Annotated in this window: 20 protein-coding genes; all 20 read right to left on the reverse strand. The window is 52.2% G+C overall.

The window, feature by feature from the left end; genetic code table 11:
• Positions 1-8 precede the first annotated feature (8 nt).
• Positions 9-1,571, reverse strand: a complete 1,563-nt coding sequence (gene trpE / locus NYE70_RS07045; RefSeq protein WP_211020875.1) for an anthranilate synthase component I — start codon at positions 1,569-1,571, stop codon at positions 9-11.
• Between the two features lie 384 nt (positions 1,572-1,955).
• The gene (aroH, locus tag NYE70_RS07050) at positions 1,956-2,324 is read right to left on the reverse strand and encodes a chorismate mutase (protein WP_211020876.1); all 369 of its coding nucleotides are present in this window, start codon (positions 2,322-2,324) and stop codon (positions 1,956-1,958) included.
• Complete coding sequence (gene aroB / locus NYE70_RS07055) at positions 2,317-3,420, reverse strand: 3-dehydroquinate synthase (protein WP_341045514.1); 1,104 nt, start codon at positions 3,418-3,420, stop codon at positions 2,317-2,319. The genes aroH and aroB overlap by 8 nt, the downstream gene beginning before the upstream one ends.
• The gene (gene aroC / locus NYE70_RS07060) at positions 3,420-4,589 is read right to left on the reverse strand and encodes a chorismate synthase (RefSeq protein WP_211020878.1); all 1,170 of its coding nucleotides are present in this window, start codon (positions 4,587-4,589) and stop codon (positions 3,420-3,422) included. Before aroC ends, aroB begins: the two co-directional genes overlap by 1 nt.
• 234 nt (positions 4,590-4,823) lie before the next feature.
• Positions 4,824-4,994, reverse strand: coding sequence for a hypothetical protein (locus NYE70_RS07065; protein ID WP_211020879.1), 171 nt, complete (start codon positions 4,992-4,994; stop codon positions 4,824-4,826).
• 69 nt (positions 4,995-5,063) lie between these two features.
• Positions 5,064-5,891 (reverse strand): CheR family methyltransferase, encoded by an 828-nt coding sequence (locus tag NYE70_RS07070; protein WP_211020880.1) that lies wholly within the window; start codon positions 5,889-5,891, stop codon positions 5,064-5,066.
• On the reverse strand, positions 5,882-6,325 hold the full coding sequence (ndk, locus tag NYE70_RS07075) for a nucleoside-diphosphate kinase (protein WP_211020881.1): 444 nt from the start codon (positions 6,323-6,325) through the stop codon (positions 5,882-5,884). Before ndk ends, NYE70_RS07070 begins: the two co-directional genes overlap by 10 nt.
• A 117-nt stretch (positions 6,326-6,442) precedes the next feature.
• Positions 6,443-7,417, reverse strand: a complete 975-nt coding sequence (locus tag NYE70_RS07080) for a polyprenyl synthetase family protein (RefSeq protein ID WP_213654047.1) — start codon at positions 7,415-7,417, stop codon at positions 6,443-6,445.
• On the reverse strand, positions 7,414-8,280 hold the full coding sequence (locus NYE70_RS07085) for a menaquinone biosynthetic enzyme MqnA/MqnD family protein (protein WP_290406205.1): 867 nt from the start codon (positions 8,278-8,280) through the stop codon (positions 7,414-7,416). The genes NYE70_RS07080 and NYE70_RS07085 overlap by 4 nt, the downstream gene beginning before the upstream one ends.
• A complete protein-coding gene (locus NYE70_RS07090) occupies positions 8,261-8,884 on the reverse strand; it encodes a UbiX family flavin prenyltransferase (protein ID WP_211020884.1) in 624 nt (207 codons plus the stop codon). Before NYE70_RS07090 ends, NYE70_RS07085 begins: the two co-directional genes overlap by 20 nt.
• Entirely contained in the window at positions 8,884-9,756 is an 873-nt protein-coding gene (locus tag NYE70_RS07095; protein WP_211020885.1) for a UbiA-like polyprenyltransferase, read from the reverse strand. Before NYE70_RS07095 ends, NYE70_RS07090 begins: the two co-directional genes overlap by 1 nt.
• Entirely contained in the window at positions 9,749-10,474 is a 726-nt protein-coding gene (locus NYE70_RS07100; RefSeq protein ID WP_213654045.1) for a demethylmenaquinone methyltransferase, read from the reverse strand. The genes NYE70_RS07095 and NYE70_RS07100 overlap by 8 nt, the downstream gene beginning before the upstream one ends.
• A gap of 14 nt (positions 10,475-10,488) precedes the next feature.
• Positions 10,489-11,334, reverse strand: a complete 846-nt coding sequence (locus NYE70_RS07105; protein WP_341045523.1) for a heptaprenyl diphosphate synthase component 1 — start codon at positions 11,332-11,334, stop codon at positions 10,489-10,491.
• 136 nt (positions 11,335-11,470) lie between these two features.
• The gene (locus NYE70_RS07110; protein ID WP_341045525.1) at positions 11,471-12,010 is read right to left on the reverse strand and encodes a hypothetical protein; all 540 of its coding nucleotides are present in this window, start codon (positions 12,008-12,010) and stop codon (positions 11,471-11,473) included.
• A gap of 104 nt (positions 12,011-12,114) precedes the next feature.
• A complete protein-coding gene (mtrB, locus tag NYE70_RS07115; protein WP_211020889.1) occupies positions 12,115-12,375 on the reverse strand; it encodes a trp RNA-binding attenuation protein MtrB in 261 nt (86 codons plus the stop codon).
• Positions 12,376-12,513: 138 nt separating this feature from the next.
• The gene (locus NYE70_RS07120; protein ID WP_213654043.1) at positions 12,514-12,786 is read right to left on the reverse strand and encodes an HU family DNA-binding protein; all 273 of its coding nucleotides are present in this window, start codon (positions 12,784-12,786) and stop codon (positions 12,514-12,516) included.
• A 279-nt stretch (positions 12,787-13,065) separates the two neighbouring features.
• Positions 13,066-14,544 carry a stage IV sporulation protein A gene (gene spoIVA, locus NYE70_RS07125; RefSeq protein WP_211020981.1) on the reverse strand — a complete coding sequence of 493 codons (1,479 nt, stop codon included), beginning with the start codon at positions 14,542-14,544 and terminating at the stop codon, positions 13,066-13,068.
• Positions 14,545-14,891: 347 nt separating this feature from the next.
• Positions 14,892-16,109 carry a VWA domain-containing protein gene (locus NYE70_RS07130; RefSeq protein WP_341045526.1) on the reverse strand — a complete coding sequence of 406 codons (1,218 nt, stop codon included), beginning with the start codon at positions 16,107-16,109 and terminating at the stop codon, positions 14,892-14,894.
• A gap of 2 nt (positions 16,110-16,111) precedes the next feature.
• Positions 16,112-18,457: a DUF5682 family protein gene (locus NYE70_RS07135; RefSeq protein WP_341045527.1), complete on the reverse strand. Its 2,346-nt coding sequence runs from the start codon at positions 18,455-18,457 to the stop codon at positions 16,112-16,114.
• The gene (locus NYE70_RS07140) at positions 18,454-19,554 is read right to left on the reverse strand and encodes an ATP-binding protein (RefSeq protein ID WP_341045528.1); all 1,101 of its coding nucleotides are present in this window, start codon (positions 19,552-19,554) and stop codon (positions 18,454-18,456) included. The genes NYE70_RS07135 and NYE70_RS07140 overlap by 4 nt, the downstream gene beginning before the upstream one ends.
• Between the last annotated feature and the right edge of the window lie 11 nt (positions 19,555-19,565).

A 19,565-nucleotide genomic window follows, 5' to 3' on the forward strand; every position in this document is an offset into this window, starting at 1 on the left:
CCTCTCTTTTATCCTCTCGGGGTATATTCGTAAAGATAGTCTTGATTAATTATGGCGTCGGCTTTCGGCTGCGGCGGAAACATCATCTCCGCCGTACGGATTGCGGTAAGCAGCGCCTTCGCCTTGTTGACCGATTCCTGGTACTCGTTCTCGGGTACAGAGTCCCACACAATGCCGCCCCCCGCCTGGACATAGGCTTTACCATTCTTAAAGACGATGGTACGGATCGTAATGCAGGAGTCCATGTTGCCGGAAAATCCGAGATAACCGATGGCCCCGGCGTAAGTACCGCGGGCTTCGTTTTCGAGCTCGGCGATGATTTCCATCGCCCGCAGCTTCGGAGCTCCCGACACGGTTCCCGCCGGTAGACAGGACAGGAAAGCGTCGAAGAAATCCTTGTCGTCCGCAAGTTTGCCGGATACTTTTGAAACCATATGCATGACATGCGAGTAACGCTCGATTTCCATGTAAGACTCGCATTTTACCGATCCGAATTCCGAAACCCGCCCTAGGTCGTTCCGGCCCAGGTCCACGAGCATGAGGTGCTCGGCACGCTCTTTTTCATCCTTCAGCAGCTCGGCTTCCAGTGCCGCGTCCTCCAGCTCCGTCGCTCCCCGCGGCCGCGTTCCCGCGATCGGACGGGTCTCCACCCGATCTCCTTCCACCTTGACAAGCGCTTCGGGCGACGTGCCGACTATGATTTCATCGTCCATTTTGAGGTAGTACATATACGGTGATGGGTTCATCGTCCGCAGTACCCGATAGACGTGCAGCGGGTCAACCTCGGTCTCGATATGAAAGCGCTGGGATAGTACAACTTGAAAAATATCTCCGGCGCGAATGTATTCTTTGCCTTTTTCCACGTTGGCGATAAACTGTTCTTTCGTCAGGTTCGACCGGACATCCCCGAGCCCAACCTCCGTCGGCAGCGGCCGCCGGTTAAAGCTCTCACCCGGCCCTTCCTGCTGCAGCAGATTTGCCGCTTCATCCAGCTTCAGCTCTGCTTCCGCATAAGCTCTGCGGATATCTTCATCCCGGTCGCCATCCTTGATATGAACATTTGAAACCAACAGGATCCGCTGCTTGACGTGGTCGAATACGATGACTTGATCGCAGAACATAAATTGCATATCCTGCATCCCCAGATCGTCGACCCGATGGGCTGGCAGCTTCTCGTAATACTGCAGCAAATCATATCCGAAAAAGCCGATTGCACCTCCCGTAAACGGCGGCATTTCCGGAAGCTCAGGACTGCGGTAGCCTCTCAGGATCGCCTTTAAATCGTCTACAGGCCGGGCAGAGACGAATGCCTCTTTCACGCCCTTGCGCTCCATGACAACCTCGCCCTTCTTCGCCGTCATCATCAGGAACGGATCCGTGCCGATAAAGGAGTAACGTGCCCATTGCACGCCACCTTCCACGCTCTCCAGCAAAAATGCCCGGTCCCGCTGGGCAATTCTGCGGAAGATGCGGATCGGAGTTTCCATATCGGCGAGCAGCGTCCGGACGATCGGAATCAGGTTATAGTCCTTGGCCATCGCAATGACCTGTTCTACTTGCGGGGTTGTCATAATAGCTCACTTCCTTTTCGTTGGTTATATATAACAAAAAAACCTCTACCGAAGTAGAGGTTGGCTTAATTTGCAGTAAGTTATGTTAGTGATATCCCCATGCAGTGAAATGCAGCAGCATAGCATTACGATCCAGGAACGGATAAACCTGCTCCCCCATCGTAATTCATGCAGACTCCAAAAAAACTGCCGGAACATCTCTCGTCTCAACTCTGCTCAACTCAGCTATACTCTACTCAGCTCTATACTCGCTTAGCGATAAATTCCGACCGGCACTCCTGCAGGTCCAAAATCAATCGCTACAAAATCTTAAAATTACTATACATGATGACCGCCGCTTTGGCAACTCCCGATTTGGAAAAGTTGCCAATGACCCCGATCGGATCAAGAAACGGTCAAATCGGGACGTAAGCTTTGCGCCTCATTCAAATAAACATGCTTCATTTCTCTTTGCCCTTTGTTCGTGTTCACTTGGATTAGCAGGCGAATACATTTAGGAAGCCCGCCTTTCACCGGAATTTCCGTGGAGCACATCAGAGGAACCATGTCCCATCCGCTCAAGACTCGGATTGCTCTGGCCGGAAATGTCGCATCCAGGTCAGGTGTCACCGTAATCCAGACACTGCAGATATCCTCAGGTTCAATCTGATTCCGCTCGACGACTTCCTTGAGCAATGAGGCGGTAGCCTCCAAAATCTCAGCTTCTTCGTTGCGGGTTACCGTTGTGGCACCGCGAATTCCCCGGTTATACATGATGCCCCTCCTCTTTCAATTCCGAAATGACCCGGCGGACTTCCTCCACCTTCACATCCGAGACAATTTCAACCTTCCCTATTTCGGTCGGCAGCACAAAAACGAGCTGTTGCTCTTTAAACTTCTTGTCGTGCATCATAGCTCCGATGATCTGGTCTTCTTCCAGATGACCCGGCATGACTGTCGGAAGCCCAAAACCACGGAGTATGGACGTAGTCGTATCGTATAAGGACCGATCTCTTCCCCGGTTTACGGAGATACGGGTCGCTGCCGCCATCCCGATCGAGATCGCTTCGCCGTGCAGAAACTCTCCGTAGCCGCCGATCGCTTCCAATGCATGGCCCAGTGTATGACCCAGGTTGAGGATCGCCCGTAAACCCATTTCCTTCTCATCTTCGGAAACAACTTGCGCTTTGATCGAGCATCCCTTAGTGAGACCATATCCCAAAGCATCAGGGTCCAATGACAACAGATCTGCGGTATGCTCCCTGCACCACTCGGCAAACTCGGCATCCCAGATCAGCCCGTGCTTGATCATTTCGGACAAGCCGGCCCGCACTTCCCGTTCTGGAAGACTCTGCAAAGTGTCTACATCATACAGAACCATTTCCGGCTGGTGAAAAGCACCGATCATGTTCTTCGCCAGCCGGTGGTTGACGGCAACCTTGCCGCCGACGCTGCTGTCATGAGCCAGTATTGTTGTCGGCATCTGCACGAAGGCAACGCCGCGCATATAGGATGCCGCAACAAATCCGGCCAGATCGCCGACCACGCCTCCGCCAAGAGCCACCACCACGGACCGGCGGTCAAGACCGCCCTCGATCGCCGCCGTCATGACTTCTTCGAATACTTCGAGCGATTTCGATTTCTCCCCCGACTTAACGACCTTGCTTACCGTAGTAAACCCGCTATTCCCGAGAGATTCTTCCACTCGTTTAAGGTAAAGCGGAGCGACATGATCATCCGTAACGATAAGCACCGGACTCTTCTTGCTCAGTTGGTGCCGTTCAAAATAATCTCCGGCTTCGTTCAACAGTCCGCCGCCGATGTATATCGGATAGGACCGTTCACCCAAATCCACCTGCAGCGTCCGCATTAGTAGTTCTCCAGTTGAGCGAGGTAGCTTTTCACATTGCGCTCGACTTCTTCCATAGAGTCACCGCCGAATTTCTCGAGAAACGCCTTGGCGACTTCCCAAGCCACAACATGCTCAAGCACGACGCTGGCCGCAGGTACTGCGCAGGCATCGGAACGTTCCACTTGGGCCGTAAACGGTTCTTTCGTATCGATATCCACGCTTTGCAGCGGCTTATATAACGTAGGAATCGGCTTCATCACGCCGCGGACCACGATCGGCATCCCGTTCGTCATCCCGCCTTCAAATCCGCCCAGGCGATTGCTTGCCCGGTGGTATCCACGTTCTTCGCTGTACAGAATCTCGTCATGCACTTTGGAGCCCGGCAATTTCCCGGCTTCAAAACCGATTCCGATTTCCACGCCCTTGAACGCGTTGATCGACATCACGGCCTGGGCGATGCGGCCATCCAGTTTGCGGTCGTATTGAACATGACTGCCGAGTCCGACAGGCACGCCTTCTACGATGCATTCCACGATTCCACCGATGGAATCGCCTTCTTCCTTAATCCGGTCTATGTAAGCTTCCATCTTCTTCTCGGTTTCAGGATCGACTACCCGGACGGAGGACTGTTCAGTCACCTTGGCCATTTCATCCAGCGGCAAATTATGCGGCGGAGCTTCGATTTCACCGATTCGAATGACTTGTCCCGCTATTTTGATTCCGAATTTCTCCAAAAACTGTTTGGCCACGGCGCCTACCGCTACCCGGATCGCCGTTTCACGTGCGCTGGAACGCTCCAGCACATTGCGGAGATCCTTTAAGTTGTACTTAAGTCCGCCGTTCAAATCGGCGTGGCCTGGGCGCGGACGGTGTACACGACGCTTCTCTTCGTCCGTTCCTTCGATCGGTTCAATATTCATGATATTGCGCCAGTGCGTCCAGTCGTTGTTGGCTACAATCAGAGCCACCGGAGCGCCGGTCGTATATCCGTGCCGCACACCGCCGGCAATCTGCGCCGTATCCTTCTCGATCTGCATCCGCCGGCCTCTCCCATAACCCTTCTGGCGACGGGCCAGTTCAAAATTAAGCGCCTCAAAATCCAGATTCAAATTGCTTGGCAAACCTTCAATAATAGCTGTAAGCTGGGGTCCATGTGTTTCCCCCGCGGTCAAATAACGTAATGTCATGATGCGTTCCCCCTTTAAACTGTTAAACTGTAAAGAGCTAAAATCCGATAATTCTTTTGCTCATTATAGTATAGGACCAATCTTTTGACAAGAAAGGCATTCTACACAGAACAGTCCTAACGTTTCTTCCAACAGTCTGCCCTAAGCAAAAAAAACGCGCCGCCCCTCCTGTCATTCCACAGAAGAAACCGCGCGTCAAATTTCGGATATAAAATTTACAGAATAAGCCCCGCATTAGTTGCCGGTAGCTTGCTGATTGTCCAGCAGCGGGCCCCGCTGATTCTCGTTCGGAGTATGGTCCAGCAAATCTATAATATGCGTCTTTTCCACGCCGAGAACCTGAGCGCATTCCTGCAGCGTAAGGAATCCCCGACGGTAAGCGTCGATGACCTTTCTCTTGTCCATGGGCTGAGCTGACCTCCCTAACTCTCTTGTCAGTCATTATTGGAAAACAAAGGGAGGAATATACAGCGGCTACGCTTTTTTGCGATAAAAGAACGTTTCGGCCGGCTCCAGCTCATATTGGGACGGGGAGAAGATTTGTTCAGTACTGCCGACGAAAAGAATACCTCCGGGACGCAAAGCCTTCGCAAATTTGTGATAGAGCGCGTGTTTGGCCTCTTCCGTAAAATAAATCATCACGTTTCGGCAGACGATCAGATCAAAGCCGTCTTCAAAAGGATCCAGAAGCAGGTTTTGTTTCTTGAAGGTGACCGCCTTTTTCAATTTCGCGTCAAACCGGAATTGAACGCCTTCCGGGGTAAAATAACGCTTAACCACGTCAGCCGGGACGTCCTTCAGCGAACGATCCAGGTACAATCCTTCGGCAGCCTTGGCCAAAGCGCCTTCATCGATATCGCTGGCAAGCAAATATGTATGCTGCAGCAATCCTTGATCTGCGAGGATCATGGACAGCGTATACGGCTCTTCACCGGTAGAGCAAGCCGCGCTCCATACCCGAAGGCGTGACCTGCCTGCGGACAGGCCCGGAAGCACCGTATCTCTGAGCACTTCCCAGCGGTTCGGGTTACGCCAGAATTCGGATACGTTAATCGTCATTTTATCCAGAAATTCATAGAACAGCGGTTTATTAACCATCATTGCATTATAAAAAGCATCGAAAGTTGGGTATCCGTTTTTGTTGCGGAGCGTCGTCAACCGGCGCTTCATTTGAGCTTCCTTGTACTGAGCCAAATCAATTCCCGTGCTTTTCTTGATGCTTTGGATAAATCCCGCATAATCCGGATCCGCAGCCTCGTTTCCCCTGCTCCGGGAAGACTCGTCTAATTTGATCATATCCATGGCGCTATGCTCTTCGAATAAGCAACCAGTTCATGGTCTTCAAAGAAGTTTGCAATTTCCCGTTCCGCACTTTCAGGTCCGTCCGAGCCGTGAATCAGATTGAACGGCGTGTGGGCGGCAAAGTCGCCGCGGATGGTACCTGGCAACGCTTCCGTCACTTTGGTCTTGCCGATGACGATCCGCGATAATGTAACGATATCGTCTCCTTCCCAGACCATGGCAAACACGGGTCCAGAGGTAATAAAGCTGACCAAACTGTCAAAGAAGGGTTTACCTTCGTGCTCCGCATAATGTCTCATGGCCTGTTCCTTCGACACCTGTACGAGCTTTCCGGCCACAAGATTAAATCCTTTGTCTTCAAAACGGCTGATAATTCTGCCGATTAATCCCCGTTGGACTCCGTCCGGTTTAACCATTAAAAAGGTACGTTCCATGGTTCTCCTCCTGATTTAGACAACATTGATAATAGATAATATGGAAAGGCTGCAATAACCGTATTCTACCAAAAAAACCGTCGTCTGATAAGCTTCATTTAGAGACTTGATCCGTAATCAATAGGAACGTTTGTTGACAAATAGTGCAATTTCTTTCAAATGAGTTCTAGTTTTGCTCTCAGGCAGCTCATCAAGCGCATCCATCGCCTTGCCGATAAACCGGTCGGCGAGCTGCTCCGCTCGTGAAATGCCCTGACTCGACAAGATCATTTGTATTGCCTTGGAGGCATCGGCATCAGCACCCTGTTCCCGGATTGCCGATATTTCCCGCAGTAGCGGCACTTTAAGCCCCTCCTCCTGCAGCGCATAAATGACAGGCAGCGTAATATTCCCCTGCCGCATATCACTGCCGGGCGGCTTGCCGATACTCTTCTCCGTTCCGCACAAGTCCAGCAGATCGTCACGGATCTGGAATGCCATCCCCACATTATATCCATAGCGGTACAGTAAAGAATGCACCTTGGCTGTCGCATCCGATGCCAAAGCTCCGAGCTGACAGCTGATCGCGATCAACAGCGCCGTCTTGCGGCGGATACGCAGCAGATAGTGGCGGACCGATTGATCCGTATTAAAGAAATCGCGGATCTGCTCCATCTCACCCACCGACATCTGCACCATCGCTTTAGCCAATATCCGGTGAAGCTGGGGATTTTCAAGCTGGGTCGCCAGCATCAGCGCCTTGGCATAAATATAATCGCCGGTGTACATGGCGATTTTGTTGTCCCACTTTGCTTTAACCGTAGGTTTCCCGCGACGCGTGCCGGCATCGTCGATCACATCGTCATGAACGAGCGAAGCGGAGTGGATGAGCTCGAGCGGAACCGCCACGTGCTGCAATTTTTCCAGATCGTAATTACCGAACTTCCCGCCTAGCAGCACAAAAATCGGGCGCAGCCGTTTCCCCCCGGCTTTCAGAAGATGCAGAGACGTCTCGCTCAGCAGCTCGTCATCGCCTTCAATGCTCCGGTACAGCTGCCGTTCAATAAAGTCCATATCCCTTTTCAGCGTGCCGAAAATATCCATTAATTTCATTCTTTCACCCGTGTCAGCGTATTGTCACTCCAAATGTTCATATCTACCTTGTTCGGCAGAAGCCCCATCTCATAAGCGTACGAGAAGTATAAGGCCAAACCGCTCTGCCGCTGTTCACTAAAATCATAACATAAGTTATTAAAATAATGATGCCAATAATCCGTCGTCCCGCCGATCTCGCGGCAGGCTTTATCCACAAGCGGGTTCAAATCCGCCAAGCTGCGGCGTTTGCTCTCCTCGAATGCCTCGCTAACCTTGGAGAGAAAACGGGGATGACTCTCGGCAAACGACTGCTGAACCGCCCAAACGGCAAAGGTCATGCCGTAACCGGTCCATTGTTTCCAGACTTCCCCCAAATCAGTGACGATATAACCGTGATCTCTCCAGGAAGCCTGAATGGCATGATCGCCGATCAATAGCGCTGCATCGCTTTGTTCCATCATCGTGTCAAGCACCGGCTCGCTGTCCCAGTAGGTCGGTTGTCCGCCATAAGCTTTTTCCATAATGATTTTCAGCAGGTTTACCGACGTTGCCGAAGTGTTCGTCAGCGCGATGACGCCGTTCTTGATTTCCTCCGGAGGCTTGCGCGAGAACAGAAGAATCGAGTTTACAGGTCCGTCGGAGCTGACCGATAAATCGGGCAAAAGGATGAAGCGATCCGAGCCGTAACCGAAAGCGAAGGAGGAGACGGGCGATAAATCCAGTTCCCCTTTCAGCATTTTCCGGTTAAGCAATGAAGGAACCTCCGTTACCAGGCTCGCCGGCTGCGGCAAATCGATAGTTTTGAAATGATGAAATACAGGCCATACGTTAGTGTACTTAATTTTTCCGATGAGGATGTCGTCATTCTCCCGGTTGTTCACTGTGATCCCCCCATCTAGTAAAGAGAGCGTGTTCTATTTTTAAGTTGTCCAGTACTTTACCCACCAAGAATGCAACCAAATCATCAATACTTTGCGGGCCGAAGTAAAACGCAGGCATGGCCGGGATCATACGGACTCCAAGCCTGGCCAGTTTGGTCATATTTTCCAAATGAATCGCGTGAAGCGGCGTCTCGCGAGGAACAAGCACAAGCGGTCGGCCTTCCTTAAGCATCACGTCCGCCGCGCGGGTCATCAGGTTGTCCGAGGAACCGTTGGCGATCGAGGAGAGGGTTCCCATAGAGCAAGGCATAATGACCATACCCTCTACCAAAAAGGAACCGCTGGCGATCGATGCCCCGATATCCCCTACGGGATGGTAAGTATAGCTGCCAGAAAATCCGTCAAAATGAGATCGCAGCACAGCTTCCCGGTCCGTCGTTTCCCAGCCCAGTTCTTCCTTCATCACCCGCCAGCCGGCATTCGAAATCACCAGGTGAACGTTGATGCCGAGACCCAAGAGCGTTTTGACCAGCTTCACGCCGTATACCGCCCCGCTCGCTCCCGTAATTCCGACCACCATCGCCCTGTTCTTGTTTTCGCTCATCAGGATTGCCGCACCACCAAATCGATTAGCGTGAACGAAAACACGACGATGCTGAGCACGCCATTCATTGTAAAGAAGGCTGTCTGCAGCCGGCTGAGGTCGCTGGGAGAGACGATATAATGTTCATAAAACAAGATCAGGCACGCGATCAGCATGCCGGCGATATACCACCAGCCGAGATCCGCCATGAGCAGCAGCGCAATGTATCCGAGTGCGGAAATGATATGAAATACCTGGGCGATGCGGAGTGAGTTCGCGACACCGAACCGGACCGGTATGGAGTATAGTCCCTCTTTTGTGTCAAACTCGACATCCTGACAGGAATAGATCACATCAAAGCCAGCCACCCATAAAGCGATGGTGATGTACAGCACCATGGCCGTTGCGTCCACTTTGCCGGTTACGGCTGCCCAGCCGCCCAGTGGGGCCAAGGCGATCGTCAAGCCGAGTACAACGTGACAAAGCCATGTGAAGCGTTTCGTATAAGAGTAAACCACAAGCATAACCACCGCGATCGGAAGCAGCTTCATCGCCAACGGATTAAGCTCGGCAGCCGCCCAGAACAACAGTGCAAATGAAATAAGGATAAAGAGGACAACTTCGCCGATCTTCAGAAGTCCGGCAGGAATGGCCCGTCCGGCCGTGCGGGGGTTCTTAGCGTCGCTAACCCGGTCGATCAGCCGGTTTAGTCCCATCGCCGCGCTTCGGGCTCCGAACATCGCCAGCAACACCCAACCGATTTGGGCCCAGGAAGGAAGTTCATGGTTAATCGCCACGGATCCAAGCAGCGCGCCCATGAAGGCGAACGGCAATGCAAACACCGTATGTTCAAATTTAATCATCTGTAAAAAAACTGCTGCTTTCCTAAACATTTTGCGTCTCCTTCGTTCCGATATGTAAAGCGGCTACTCCGCCGGTTAAAGGATACGCTTCGACTTCGGTAAGTCCGGTTTCCCGAAAAATCTGAGCAAGCTCCTCACGGCCGGGAAATTGTATGAGGGATTCCGGTAGCCATTTGTATTGCTCGTATCGCTTGGCAATCAGCTTTCCAAGCAAAGGCAACAAATGTTTGAAATAAAAGTAGTATAGCCCCTTGAACGGCTGCCACGTCGGCTTGGACACTTCCAGGCAGACCACCATGCCCCCAGGTTTGACGACCCTCTGCATTTCTTTGAGGACCTGGCGAAGATCCGGCACGTTTCTCAGACCGAATCCGATCGTCGCGTATTGAAACGTATTATCCTCAAAAGGCAAAGCCATCGCATTCCCCTGAACGAGAACAATCGAAGAGTCCAGACCTTGCTCGGCGATTTTACGGCGACCGACCTCGAGCATATTTTCACTGAAATCCAGCCCGGTAATGCTGCCTCCGCTTGTCTGTGCCATGCTGATCGTCCAATCACAAGTCCCGCAGCAGAGATCAATCGCCGTATCGCCCGGCGACATATTCATTTTCTTCATCGTAAATTTTCGCCAGGCTTTATGGCGGCCAAAGCTAATAATATCGTTCATTTTATCGTAATTGGGAGCAATACTCTCAAATACGGAGTGTACGAACTTCTCCTTTGGTTTAGAGGACAGACTACTCATTTCAACTCTTCACCTTACCCTTCTTGAATTGCACGTCGCTGCGATGACAATACGGACAGCATCGGTTCCACAATCCCGCCAATCTCGGAGCGGATCTTGTCGCTCTGGCATTCCGGAACCAGACCTTGCACCCGTTCCACCGATTGCCGCAGCATCGACGCAAGCTGCTCTCTGATTTTGTATTTCGTGAGCAACAAGCTCCAATCCCGTTCCCCGATCTTCCGGGCGGATATCATTTCTTTGTCCTCAGCGGTTCCCGTCTCCCAAATATGCAGGAACGCGAAGCCTTTGTGTTCCTCCGGCGAAAGAGAATAATGCTTCATTTCATCCAGCATGACTTCGCAGCGGCTGATCTCGGTCAGCAGCAATTTCCAAATATTTTGTACGGACCTGTCCAACTGCTGCGTAAATGAATGGAACAGCACCGTTTTGAGCTGAACGCGCTCCTTCAAGTATTCTTCTGCAGGGAGCAGCATTTTTCTGAGCCCGGTATAGAGTCTCACCTTGAGCCGGTTCACTTCGCAAATCGCTGCACTCATTTTTGATACCGTTCCGATTTCCGCTTTCTGCGCCAGCAGTTCATAGAACACGCTGCTGAAATAGTCGCCCGCCAATACCTTCAATTGCCGGGATCGCATCTCCTGCTCTTCTTTGCAGCTGTCGTCCACGTCGATCTTGTCGTGGGTATCCAAGCCAAGCTGCACAAGAAAAGCGGCAAGCGCGCATGTTTCCGCCGAACGGGCCGTTTCACGCCCGCCGTCGTTTAAAAACGTATAAAGCAAACGAACACGGGGAACCGGGAATTCCGGTAGCTCCGTGTGAGTTGAAATCATGTCGTATTCGACATACTTTTGTGCCAATTCTGTTATGCGATCAGGTCTCATCCTCTGCCTCCGAGCCGCTATTCCTGACATCTGCAATTCTTCAAAAATGCTTAAAGATGTCACAATCTTGTCTATTATAGCATATGTTTTTGGGGAGCGCACGAAGCGTAAGCTAATTGATACCACGCTTCCAGAGATGGGTTTCCGTCATTCTGAAAAGCGTACGAAGCTCCTTCGGAAGCTCATGGTCACCGGCATTCCGCAGTTCATTCATCGCCGAATCCGACCATTCCCCCCGGCGCACATCGGCGGCCAGCAGCAGATATCTCGTTCCGAGCCACCGGTCCTCCGCAACGAGACGCAGCAGTAACTGATCGATATTGGACGTCCGCTCGAAGGAAAAAGAAATCAGTTCGGCAATACCGCGATATAATTCACCTTTATCGAAACGCTCCTCAGTCACTTTTAGATCCACGGACAGCACCGAACCGTTCAAATCCACCTTAGCGATCGGGACGGGCAACTCAATCGCGGACAAGCCGTCGACCAGATTGCCGTCGTTCAACTCCGCCGGTTTACCCGGCTCGAACACAGCCGCTGATACCGGCCGGCTATGTTCAAATACCGGACCTCCGGCTCTAGTAACTACCGAGAGCAGCAGTACGATTCCAAGTGTAACCAACAGGCTTTGAAGAATCCATTTCACTTTCACGGGACTCCCCCTCTTCCATCGTCTTCCGTTATTACCGGACAGACATTAGAGTCTATATCCCATTGTACAAAAGAAAAAAGCAGGCTATGCCTGCAATTTCAAAATCATTCTTCCGTATCTATGACACCGAGCTTCGTATAGACAACGGCTTTGCCTCTTACTTTTACAGCCGATGTATGATCGGTAAACTGTGCGATCAGTACTTCGCCTTTGTCCAGCTTTTCCGTGTGGTGAAACCGAGTGTCTTTGCCCCGGGTAAGCCCGATTACCGTGACGCCCTGCTCCTTCGCCTTGACGACAAAGTAGTCTCCGTTGCTGACGCCCCGCTCGGCTCCTCCCGCTTGATCAGCATGCTGTTGATCCATGAAGGCATTCCTCCCCAACATAATATAGCGCAAACCTTCCCGGTGCTGAAAAGTCGACTTATTGAACACGTATTAAAAGAAAAAGCCGTGAACAAAATGCCCACGGACTTTATTAACACGGAAGATATGTAGAAATCTTTATTTAATTCCGTCTTTGAGCGCTTTGCCAGGTTTGAATGCCGGGATTTTGCTCGCAGGGATTTCGATTTCCTCTCCGGTTTGCGGGTTGCGGCCTTTACGGGCGGAACGCTCGCGGACTTCGAAATTGCCGAAACCTACCAGTTGTACTTTATCTCCGCTTTGAAGAGCTTCGGAAATAGCTTCGAAAACGGCATCAACCGCTTTAGTTGCGTCTTTCTTGGACAATTCCGCGCTTTCAGCTACTTGAGAAATCAAGTCGGATTTATTCATCAGGGTTCACCTCCCTACCAAATGGATTATATCATTCTGATATTCTGTGTTTCCGTTTTGCCGTAGAATATACGTTGAACCGCGCATATTACGTGCAAATCCCCAGTAAAACCGCAGTTTTGACCACGATTCGGGGGCGCGGAACAAACTTATAGTAATACAGCCCATCGATATTTTCAAGTTTTTTAGATGGAATAGGCCAAAAGTATATAACATCTATTGTGGCCGGACGGCAAAAAACAGGGCAGGCTGAATGAACCAGCCTGCCCTGTTTTTTATTTAAAGGATGATGGCGATGAGTCCGCCGGAACCTTCGTTGATGATCCTGCCGAGAGTTTCCTGCAGCTTGTAACGGGCATTGTCAGGCATCATGGCGATTTTGCCCTGGATTCCCTCTCTCACGATGGAATGCAGCGAACGGCCAAAAATATCGGACTCCCAAATTTTGATCGGATCGTTCTCGAAATCTTGCATCAGGTACCGGACGAGCTCTTCGCTTTGCTTTTCCGTCCCGATAATCGGAGCGAACTCGGACTCTACGTCGACGCGAATCATATGAATTGAAGGCGCCGTCGCTTTCAGTCTTACCCCGAACCGGGAGCCTTGCCGTATCAGTTCCGGCTCGTCGAGCGCCATTTCGGCAAGCGACGGCGCGGCGATGCCGTAGCCGGTAGTCTTGACCATTTCAAGCGCTTCCGCAAACCGGTCGTATTCCTTCTTGGCATGCGTGAAATCCTGCATCAGTTGAAGCAGATGATCTTTGCCGCGGATCTCTACTCCGACCACTTCCATAAGGATATGGTCATAGAGATCATCCGGAGCATATAGATCGATCTCCGCCACGCCCTGACCCATGTTCAGTCCGCTAAGCCCGGCGCGATCGATGAAATCGTATTCCATGAAATTGCTGACGACACGATCGACATCCCGGAGTCTGCGAATATCTTTTACGGTGTCGCGAACGGAATTCTCATAATTACTCCGAAGCCAGTGGTTCTCATTCAGCACCATGACCCAGCTCGGAAGGTTGACGTTGACTTCATGAACCGGGAATTCGTAAAGAACCTCTCTCAGTACACCGGTCACGTCTTCTTCGGTCATTGTAGCGGCGCTTAAAGTAATGACCGGAATATCGTATTTGGCGGCCAGTTCGCCGCGCAGTTGTTGGGCTTCGTCGCTGCTCGGACGCGTCGAGTTAATGACAAGCACAAACGGTTTGCCGACTTCCTTCAGCTCGGCAATTACCCGCTCCTCCGATTCCACATAGGAATAGCGCGGAATGTCGGCGATCGTGCCGTCCGTCGTTACGACGACGCCCAAAGTGGAATGCTCCTGAATGACTTTACGGGTTCCGATTTCGGCCGCTTCCTGAAACGGAATCGGTTCCTCGAACCAAGGCGTGGATATCATCCGCGGACCGTTTTCATCCTCGTATCCTTTGGCGCCTTCTACCGCGTATCCGACGCAATCCACGAGCCTAACGTTGACCTCAAGCCCTTCGGCGACCTTGATTTGCACCGCATTGTTCGGAACGAACTTCGGCTCGGTCGTCATGATCGTCTTGCCGGCTGCGCTTTGCGGAAGTTCATCCACCGCCCTTACCCGGTCCGCCTCGCTGGAAATGTTCGGGAGCACCACCGTTTCCATGAATCGTTTGATAAACGTTGATTTGCCGGTGCGGACAGCTCCGACGACACCCAGATAAATATCCCCTCCGGTACGTTCGGCAATGTCCTTAAAAATGTCCACTTTCTCCAATACCAATGATATCCCCTCCTCAAAATTCGCCGAAGGAAAAATGCTTTGAGAGCATCCGCTTCGTTATTCACCAACATTTTGAAATCTTAGCTACAGCAGGAGCGGCAGCTCCCCGTACCCGTGTCCGCCGCCGCAAATCCCGGTGGAGAGAACAAAAACGAAGCGGCGTAACTCGTACATGCATTTGGACTAGTATCATCATATGTACCAGATGCGGATTTATGACGGAATACACCGTCCGAGTCTACTTTTTTTTAACCGGCGCTTCGTCACGAGCAAGGCGGCTCAATTTCCACCATATTAAATGAGTATGAGTCTATCGATTCCAATATGACAACGGAGCCGCTTTATCTCCCTTTTGCCTCAAGCCGCTTGGCCAGCTCCGTCAAATCCTGCCCTTTCAGCGCGCCTTCCACGAGTTCCGGGAGCAAAGCCGGCGTGCAGGCAAAGCTGGGGGTGCCGTTCTTCGAAAAAGTGTTGGCCAATCGTTCGTCATAGAACGGTTTTCCTTCATCGGACAGCGCAAGCAGGCATAGCGTCTTGACCCCCGACTCATTCATTTCACGCATTCGGCGAATCAACCTGGACTGATTCCCTCCCTCGTAGAGATCGGAAATTAATATAAATAGCGTCTTACCGGGCTCTTGAATAAACTGCTCGCAATAGGCCACCGACTTATCGATATTCGTCCCTCCTCCAAGCTGAATCCCGAACAGCATATCTACCGGGTCATTGGCGCATTGCTCCGTAAGATCGACCACTTCGGTATCAAAGACGACGACCCGGGTGTCGAGCGCGGGGATACTGGCAAATATCGAACCGATCACGGATGCCCAGATAACGGATTCCGCCATAGAGCCGCTCTGGTCGATATCGACGATCACCGTCCATTCCTTGTTGCTTTTCACCCTGTCAAAATAATAGAATCGTGCCGGTATAATCACCCGCCGGTCGGTATCGTAATTTTTCAAGTTCCGCTGGATCGTACGCTTCCAATCGATACCGCTTAACGAAGAGATCGGCGTGTGCTGCCTGCGGTTCAAGGCACCGGTCACAGCCCTTCTAAGCTCATTCTCCATACGCTTGATCAATTCGTCCACCACGGCCTGTACGAGCATGCGAGCCGTATCCTTCGTCCGCTCCGGAATTTTGCCCTTCAGCGACAGCAAGGTGCCGACCAGTTGAATATCCGGCTTCACGCTGGCCAGAACCTCCGGCTCAAACAGCAGTTGTTTCCAACCCTTGCGTTCCATTGCATCATGCTGAATTACCGAGACGACATCTTCCGGAAAAAAAGTCCTGACATCCCCGAGCCACTCGGCAAGCCGGGGAACGGATTTGCCTCTCCCCGCCCCGCGTCCATGAGAGCCGGTGCCTGAATTCGCTCCGTTTCCCGATCCATCGGTTTGATCATAGATGGCAGCCAGCGCACGGTCCATGATCTGCTCCTCCGCGGTCAAACTCAACGGATCGGCTCCCGAGTGCCTGTTCAGCTCTTCTTCAGCGGCTGCGCCTAATATCAGCCTCCAACGCGATAAGGTTTGACGTTCCACTGCATGTTCCATCTTTAATAATCCTCAAAATCAAAATCATTCAATTCATCCAGCATTCGGGCTTCATCCTCCTTTAAATCGTCCGTCAACATCTCCGCCACTTGTTCAATGTCTCTGCCCCAAAGCTCTCCAAGCAGCTCTGCGACCATCGTCTTTTCCTTCGAACTGAACGCACTGAAGGCCCGCCGCAAAAAGACCAGCGCCCGCATAAATTCTTCATCTTCAAGCTTGCCAATGTATTCGTTCAGCTGTTCCCACAAACTCATTCGGGATATAAGAGCGTAGCGGTTGCGCATCGCCAAGCCCTCGAACCAGCCGGCTCCAAGGTCCGCCGGAATTCCCGGGGATAAACGACGGGAAACTTCGGCCGAGCATTGCGCCGCGGTCATTTGACCCCGCTCCAGCAAGATCGCGCAAGCGAAGCCCGAGAGCCGGGCATGTGCATCATCGCGGTCGGACAATTCCGTAAGCACCTGAATCCACAGTTCTTCATCCACTTCATCGCCATGCTCGGCCGCAACAAAATTCAATTCATTCATCGAGGCCGCCATGGCTTGCGCCACCTCGTCATTGCACCGGCTTGCTTCGTTCAAAAACAGACAGGCCTTCATGAACATTTGCCGAAGCAGAGGGGTTAGCGGCGCAGTGTCTATTTTCCGTATCCCGCCGAATCGAATCAACCTGGACAGCCTTCCGGCCGCTGCGGCAATTTGGACGACGTCTTGACTTTCTACCGCCAGTTTTTGCAGCGTCTGACGCCCCGCCTCCATCTGATGAATCATGCCGCACTCATAAGCGACCGTAATGAGGCTGGAAGCCTCCTCTATAGTTTCGCAACTTTCCAGACGCTGCTGAAATACAAACCCGGCTGCAACGTCAACCGTTTCGCCGAGCAGCGTGGATTCAACAACCTCAATCTCCACTTCCGGGGACCACTGCAGAATCCAATGCTCCGCCCACTCAGCCTGGCCTTGGGCCCTGCTTCGTTCCTGGACGAAATGAATGCCGAGCAGCTTCAGACGATGAAACCATAACGAGCGGTTCAGATCCAAAAAAGCGGCTTCCTCCGAGGAAACCCTGCGATTTTCCCGCAGATCGAGCACCAAGTCGTTCGCCATTGCGGTTTTGTACTTATCCAGCTTGAGCCGTTTCAACTGGCGGTTCATATCTTCCTGAATGGGTGTCTGACTAACTCCTTCCGCCAATTCTCCTATGGCTGTGCCAACTTCGACACGTGCCAGGGACTCTGCTATCACCGAAAGTTCCCCCCGCCCGAGTAGCGTCTTTGCCGCATCCCGCAAATCTCGCAGGGACGGCTGGCATCCGTCATGCAGAGCGGCCAGGGATTCAGCAAGTCTCACCCCTTCGATCACTTCCGCTGTTGAACGATTCGTACCCACATTTCTTAAATCCCCCGCAATGGAGGTCAAATAATGATAAGGCAAATCCCCAAGTCTTCCGCGAATCATCTGCTTCCACATCATTTCAAAATAGAACGGCGCAATATTGCCGGCTCCGTAACCGGTAAGCGAGGAGAGCTTCAAATACGAATAAGGCATCAGCGTCAGTTTAGTCCACCGGGAAGGCAACCGCTTCAGTTCCTCATCGCTCATGGCGCCCTCTAAATTGGACAGCGCCGAAGCGTGATAAGCCCCGCAAATGACAACAATCTCGTCGGGCTTATGTCCCTCCGCGATCGTCTCGGCAATCCGCCTGCACATATAAGCTTCACGGACAGCATTGTAGGCGTATGCCAGCGTTTCGTTAGTTCGCTCTTGCTCCTCCGTCAACTCCCTCATTTGCCTTGAATAAGCCAATATCGCCTGGCGATAGGCATCCGGGCTCAAATTATGCTCAAAGTTCCGTTCCCAAAAGGCGTCATAATCGACTTCTCCGGAAATTTCCGCAATCCGCTGATATAGATCAAGGGGTTCGTCTCCGGACCCTTGACTTTCTTGAGTTTCTCGATGAGATCCCTCGTCATCCGATCGGTCAGGACGCACTCTCTCCCACCGTGCCTCCTGCAGGCAGATGGCTGAAGCTGATGGCAAATCGATGAATGCGCAGGCTGCGCCCTTCTTCCGAGCCCAACGCATCGCCTGGAATTCTGGTGAATAATCGGCAAACGGCCATAGAACGGTACGCACGGGCAATTGCTCGGTAAAAGCCAGGATCGCCACCGGAGGCTTGGTAGAAGAACTCGTCAAATGAACGATTTCCGAGGTGGCGTCCGACGGACCTTCAATCAAAACCGCCGTAGGCTGTACACGCTCCAAATAGTCAAGAACATGAAACGCACCGGCTGGCGACAGGTGCCGGACGCCAAAAATATGAACTCCGGCGCCGCGTCCCCCTTTCATGGATTGATCTCCTTGCATGCGTTATAAAGCCCTCGCCAGCCCGCCCCGCGTTTTTTCATCACATGGTCCAGGTACTCCTTCCAGACGAGCCGGTCTTTATCGTCATCCTTGACGATGGCCCCCTGGAGGCCGGCCGCCAAATCCTCGTCCGTCATCTCTCCATCGCCGAAGCTGGCGGCAAGCGCCATACTGTTCGTGAGCAGCGAAATCGCTTCAGCGGTCGAGATGACGCCGGCAGGGGATTTGACCTTTTCCTTTTTATCCAGCGTCATTCCGCTTCTCAGTTCCCTGAATATCGTGACCACCTTGTGCAGCGCTTCGTCTGCCGGAACCGCTGCCTGCAGATCATAAGAAGACGCAATTTCGGCAACACGTTTCTTGACGATCTCGACTTCGGTCTCCAAATCCGCCGGCGCAGACAGTACGATCATATTGAACCGGCGCTTCAAAGCCGTCGACATTTCATTGACTCCGCGGTCACGGGTGTTGGCGGTAGCGATGATGCTGAAACCTTTCCGTGCATGCGCTTCCTTGCCGAGCTCCGGAACGGAAATCGTCTTTTCCGATAAGATTGAAATTAACGCATCCTGAACTTCCGAGGCACAACGTGAAATTTCCTCAAACCGGGCAATTCCCCCTGCCTCCATCGCTCTCATGATCGGACTTTGCACAAGCGCCTCCGGTGTAGGGCCTTGGGCCAGAAGCATGGCGTAATTCCAGGAATAACGCACCTGTTCTTCGGTAGTCCCTGCGGTTCCTTGAACGACCAAGCCCGAATTTCCGTATATAGCCGCAGCTAAATTTTCGGACAGCCAGGATTTGGCCGTTCCGGGCTCGCCGATCAGCAGCAGGGCCCGGTCCGTCACCAACGTAGCGATCGCCATTTCGACAATCCGCGTGTTCCCGATATATTTGGGAGTGATCTTTTGCTTGCCGGCCACGCCCCCGACGATAAACTTCAATACGGCTTGAGGAGACATCTGCCATCCAGTCGGGATTGTCCCTCGATCTTCCGCTATCAGCGCCTTAAGCTCATCCTGAAACAGCAATTCAGCCGGCAGGCGCATCACATCTTGCATACTATCCACGTTGCTCATATCCGACACTC

Source organism: Paenibacillus sp. FSL R5-0407 (assembly GCF_038009185.1).
GTDB classification, from domain to species: domain Bacteria; phylum Bacillota; class Bacilli; order Paenibacillales; family Paenibacillaceae; genus Fontibacillus; species Fontibacillus vini.

Bases quoted from the DNA above. Each gene is read 5' to 3' on its own strand.
- NYE70_RS07080 (WP_213654047.1), bottom strand. From the start codon at position 7,417: ATGAAATTAATGGATATTTTCGGCACGCTGAAAAGGGATATGGACTTT.
- trpE (WP_211020875.1), bottom strand. From the start codon at position 1,571: ATGACAACCCCGCAAGTAGAACAGGTCATTGCGATGGCCAAGGACTAT.
- NYE70_RS07070 (WP_211020880.1), bottom strand. From the start codon at position 5,891: ATGGATATGATCAAATTAGACGAGTCTTCCCGGAGCAGGGGAAACGAG.
- NYE70_RS07095 (WP_211020885.1), bottom strand. From the start codon at position 9,756: ATGTTTAGGAAAGCAGCAGTTTTTTTACAGATGATTAAATTTGAACAT.
- mtrB (WP_211020889.1), bottom strand. From the start codon at position 12,375: ATGGATCAACAGCATGCTGATCAAGCGGGAGGAGCCGAGCGGGGCGTC.
- aroH (WP_211020876.1), bottom strand. From the start codon at position 2,324: ATGTATAACCGGGGAATTCGCGGTGCCACAACGGTAACCCGCAACGAA.
- NYE70_RS07065 (WP_211020879.1), bottom strand. From the start codon at position 4,994: ATGGACAAGAGAAAGGTCATCGACGCTTACCGTCGGGGATTCCTTACG.
- NYE70_RS07120 (WP_213654043.1), bottom strand. From the start codon at position 12,786: ATGAATAAATCCGACTTGATTTCTCAAGTAGCTGAAAGCGCGGAATTG.
- aroC (WP_211020878.1), bottom strand. From the start codon at position 4,589: ATGACATTACGTTATTTGACCGCGGGGGAAACACATGGACCCCAGCTT.
- ndk (WP_211020881.1), bottom strand. From the start codon at position 6,325: ATGGAACGTACCTTTTTAATGGTTAAACCGGACGGAGTCCAACGGGGA.
- aroB (WP_341045514.1), bottom strand. From the start codon at position 3,420: ATGCGGACGCTGCAGGTGGATTTGGGTGAACGGTCCTATCCGATATAC.
- NYE70_RS07100 (WP_213654045.1), bottom strand. From the start codon at position 10,474: ATGAGTAGTCTGTCCTCTAAACCAAAGGAGAAGTTCGTACACTCCGTA.
- NYE70_RS07140 (WP_341045528.1), bottom strand. From the start codon at position 19,554: ATGAGCAACGTGGATAGTATGCAAGATGTGATGCGCCTGCCGGCTGAA.
- NYE70_RS07090 (WP_211020884.1), bottom strand. From the start codon at position 8,884: ATGAGCGAAAACAAGAACAGGGCGATGGTGGTCGGAATTACGGGAGCG.
- NYE70_RS07135 (WP_341045527.1), bottom strand. From the start codon at position 18,457: ATGAAAGGGGGACGCGGCGCCGGAGTTCATATTTTTGGCGTCCGGCAC.
- NYE70_RS07130 (WP_341045526.1), bottom strand. From the start codon at position 16,109: ATGGAACATGCAGTGGAACGTCAAACCTTATCGCGTTGGAGGCTGATA.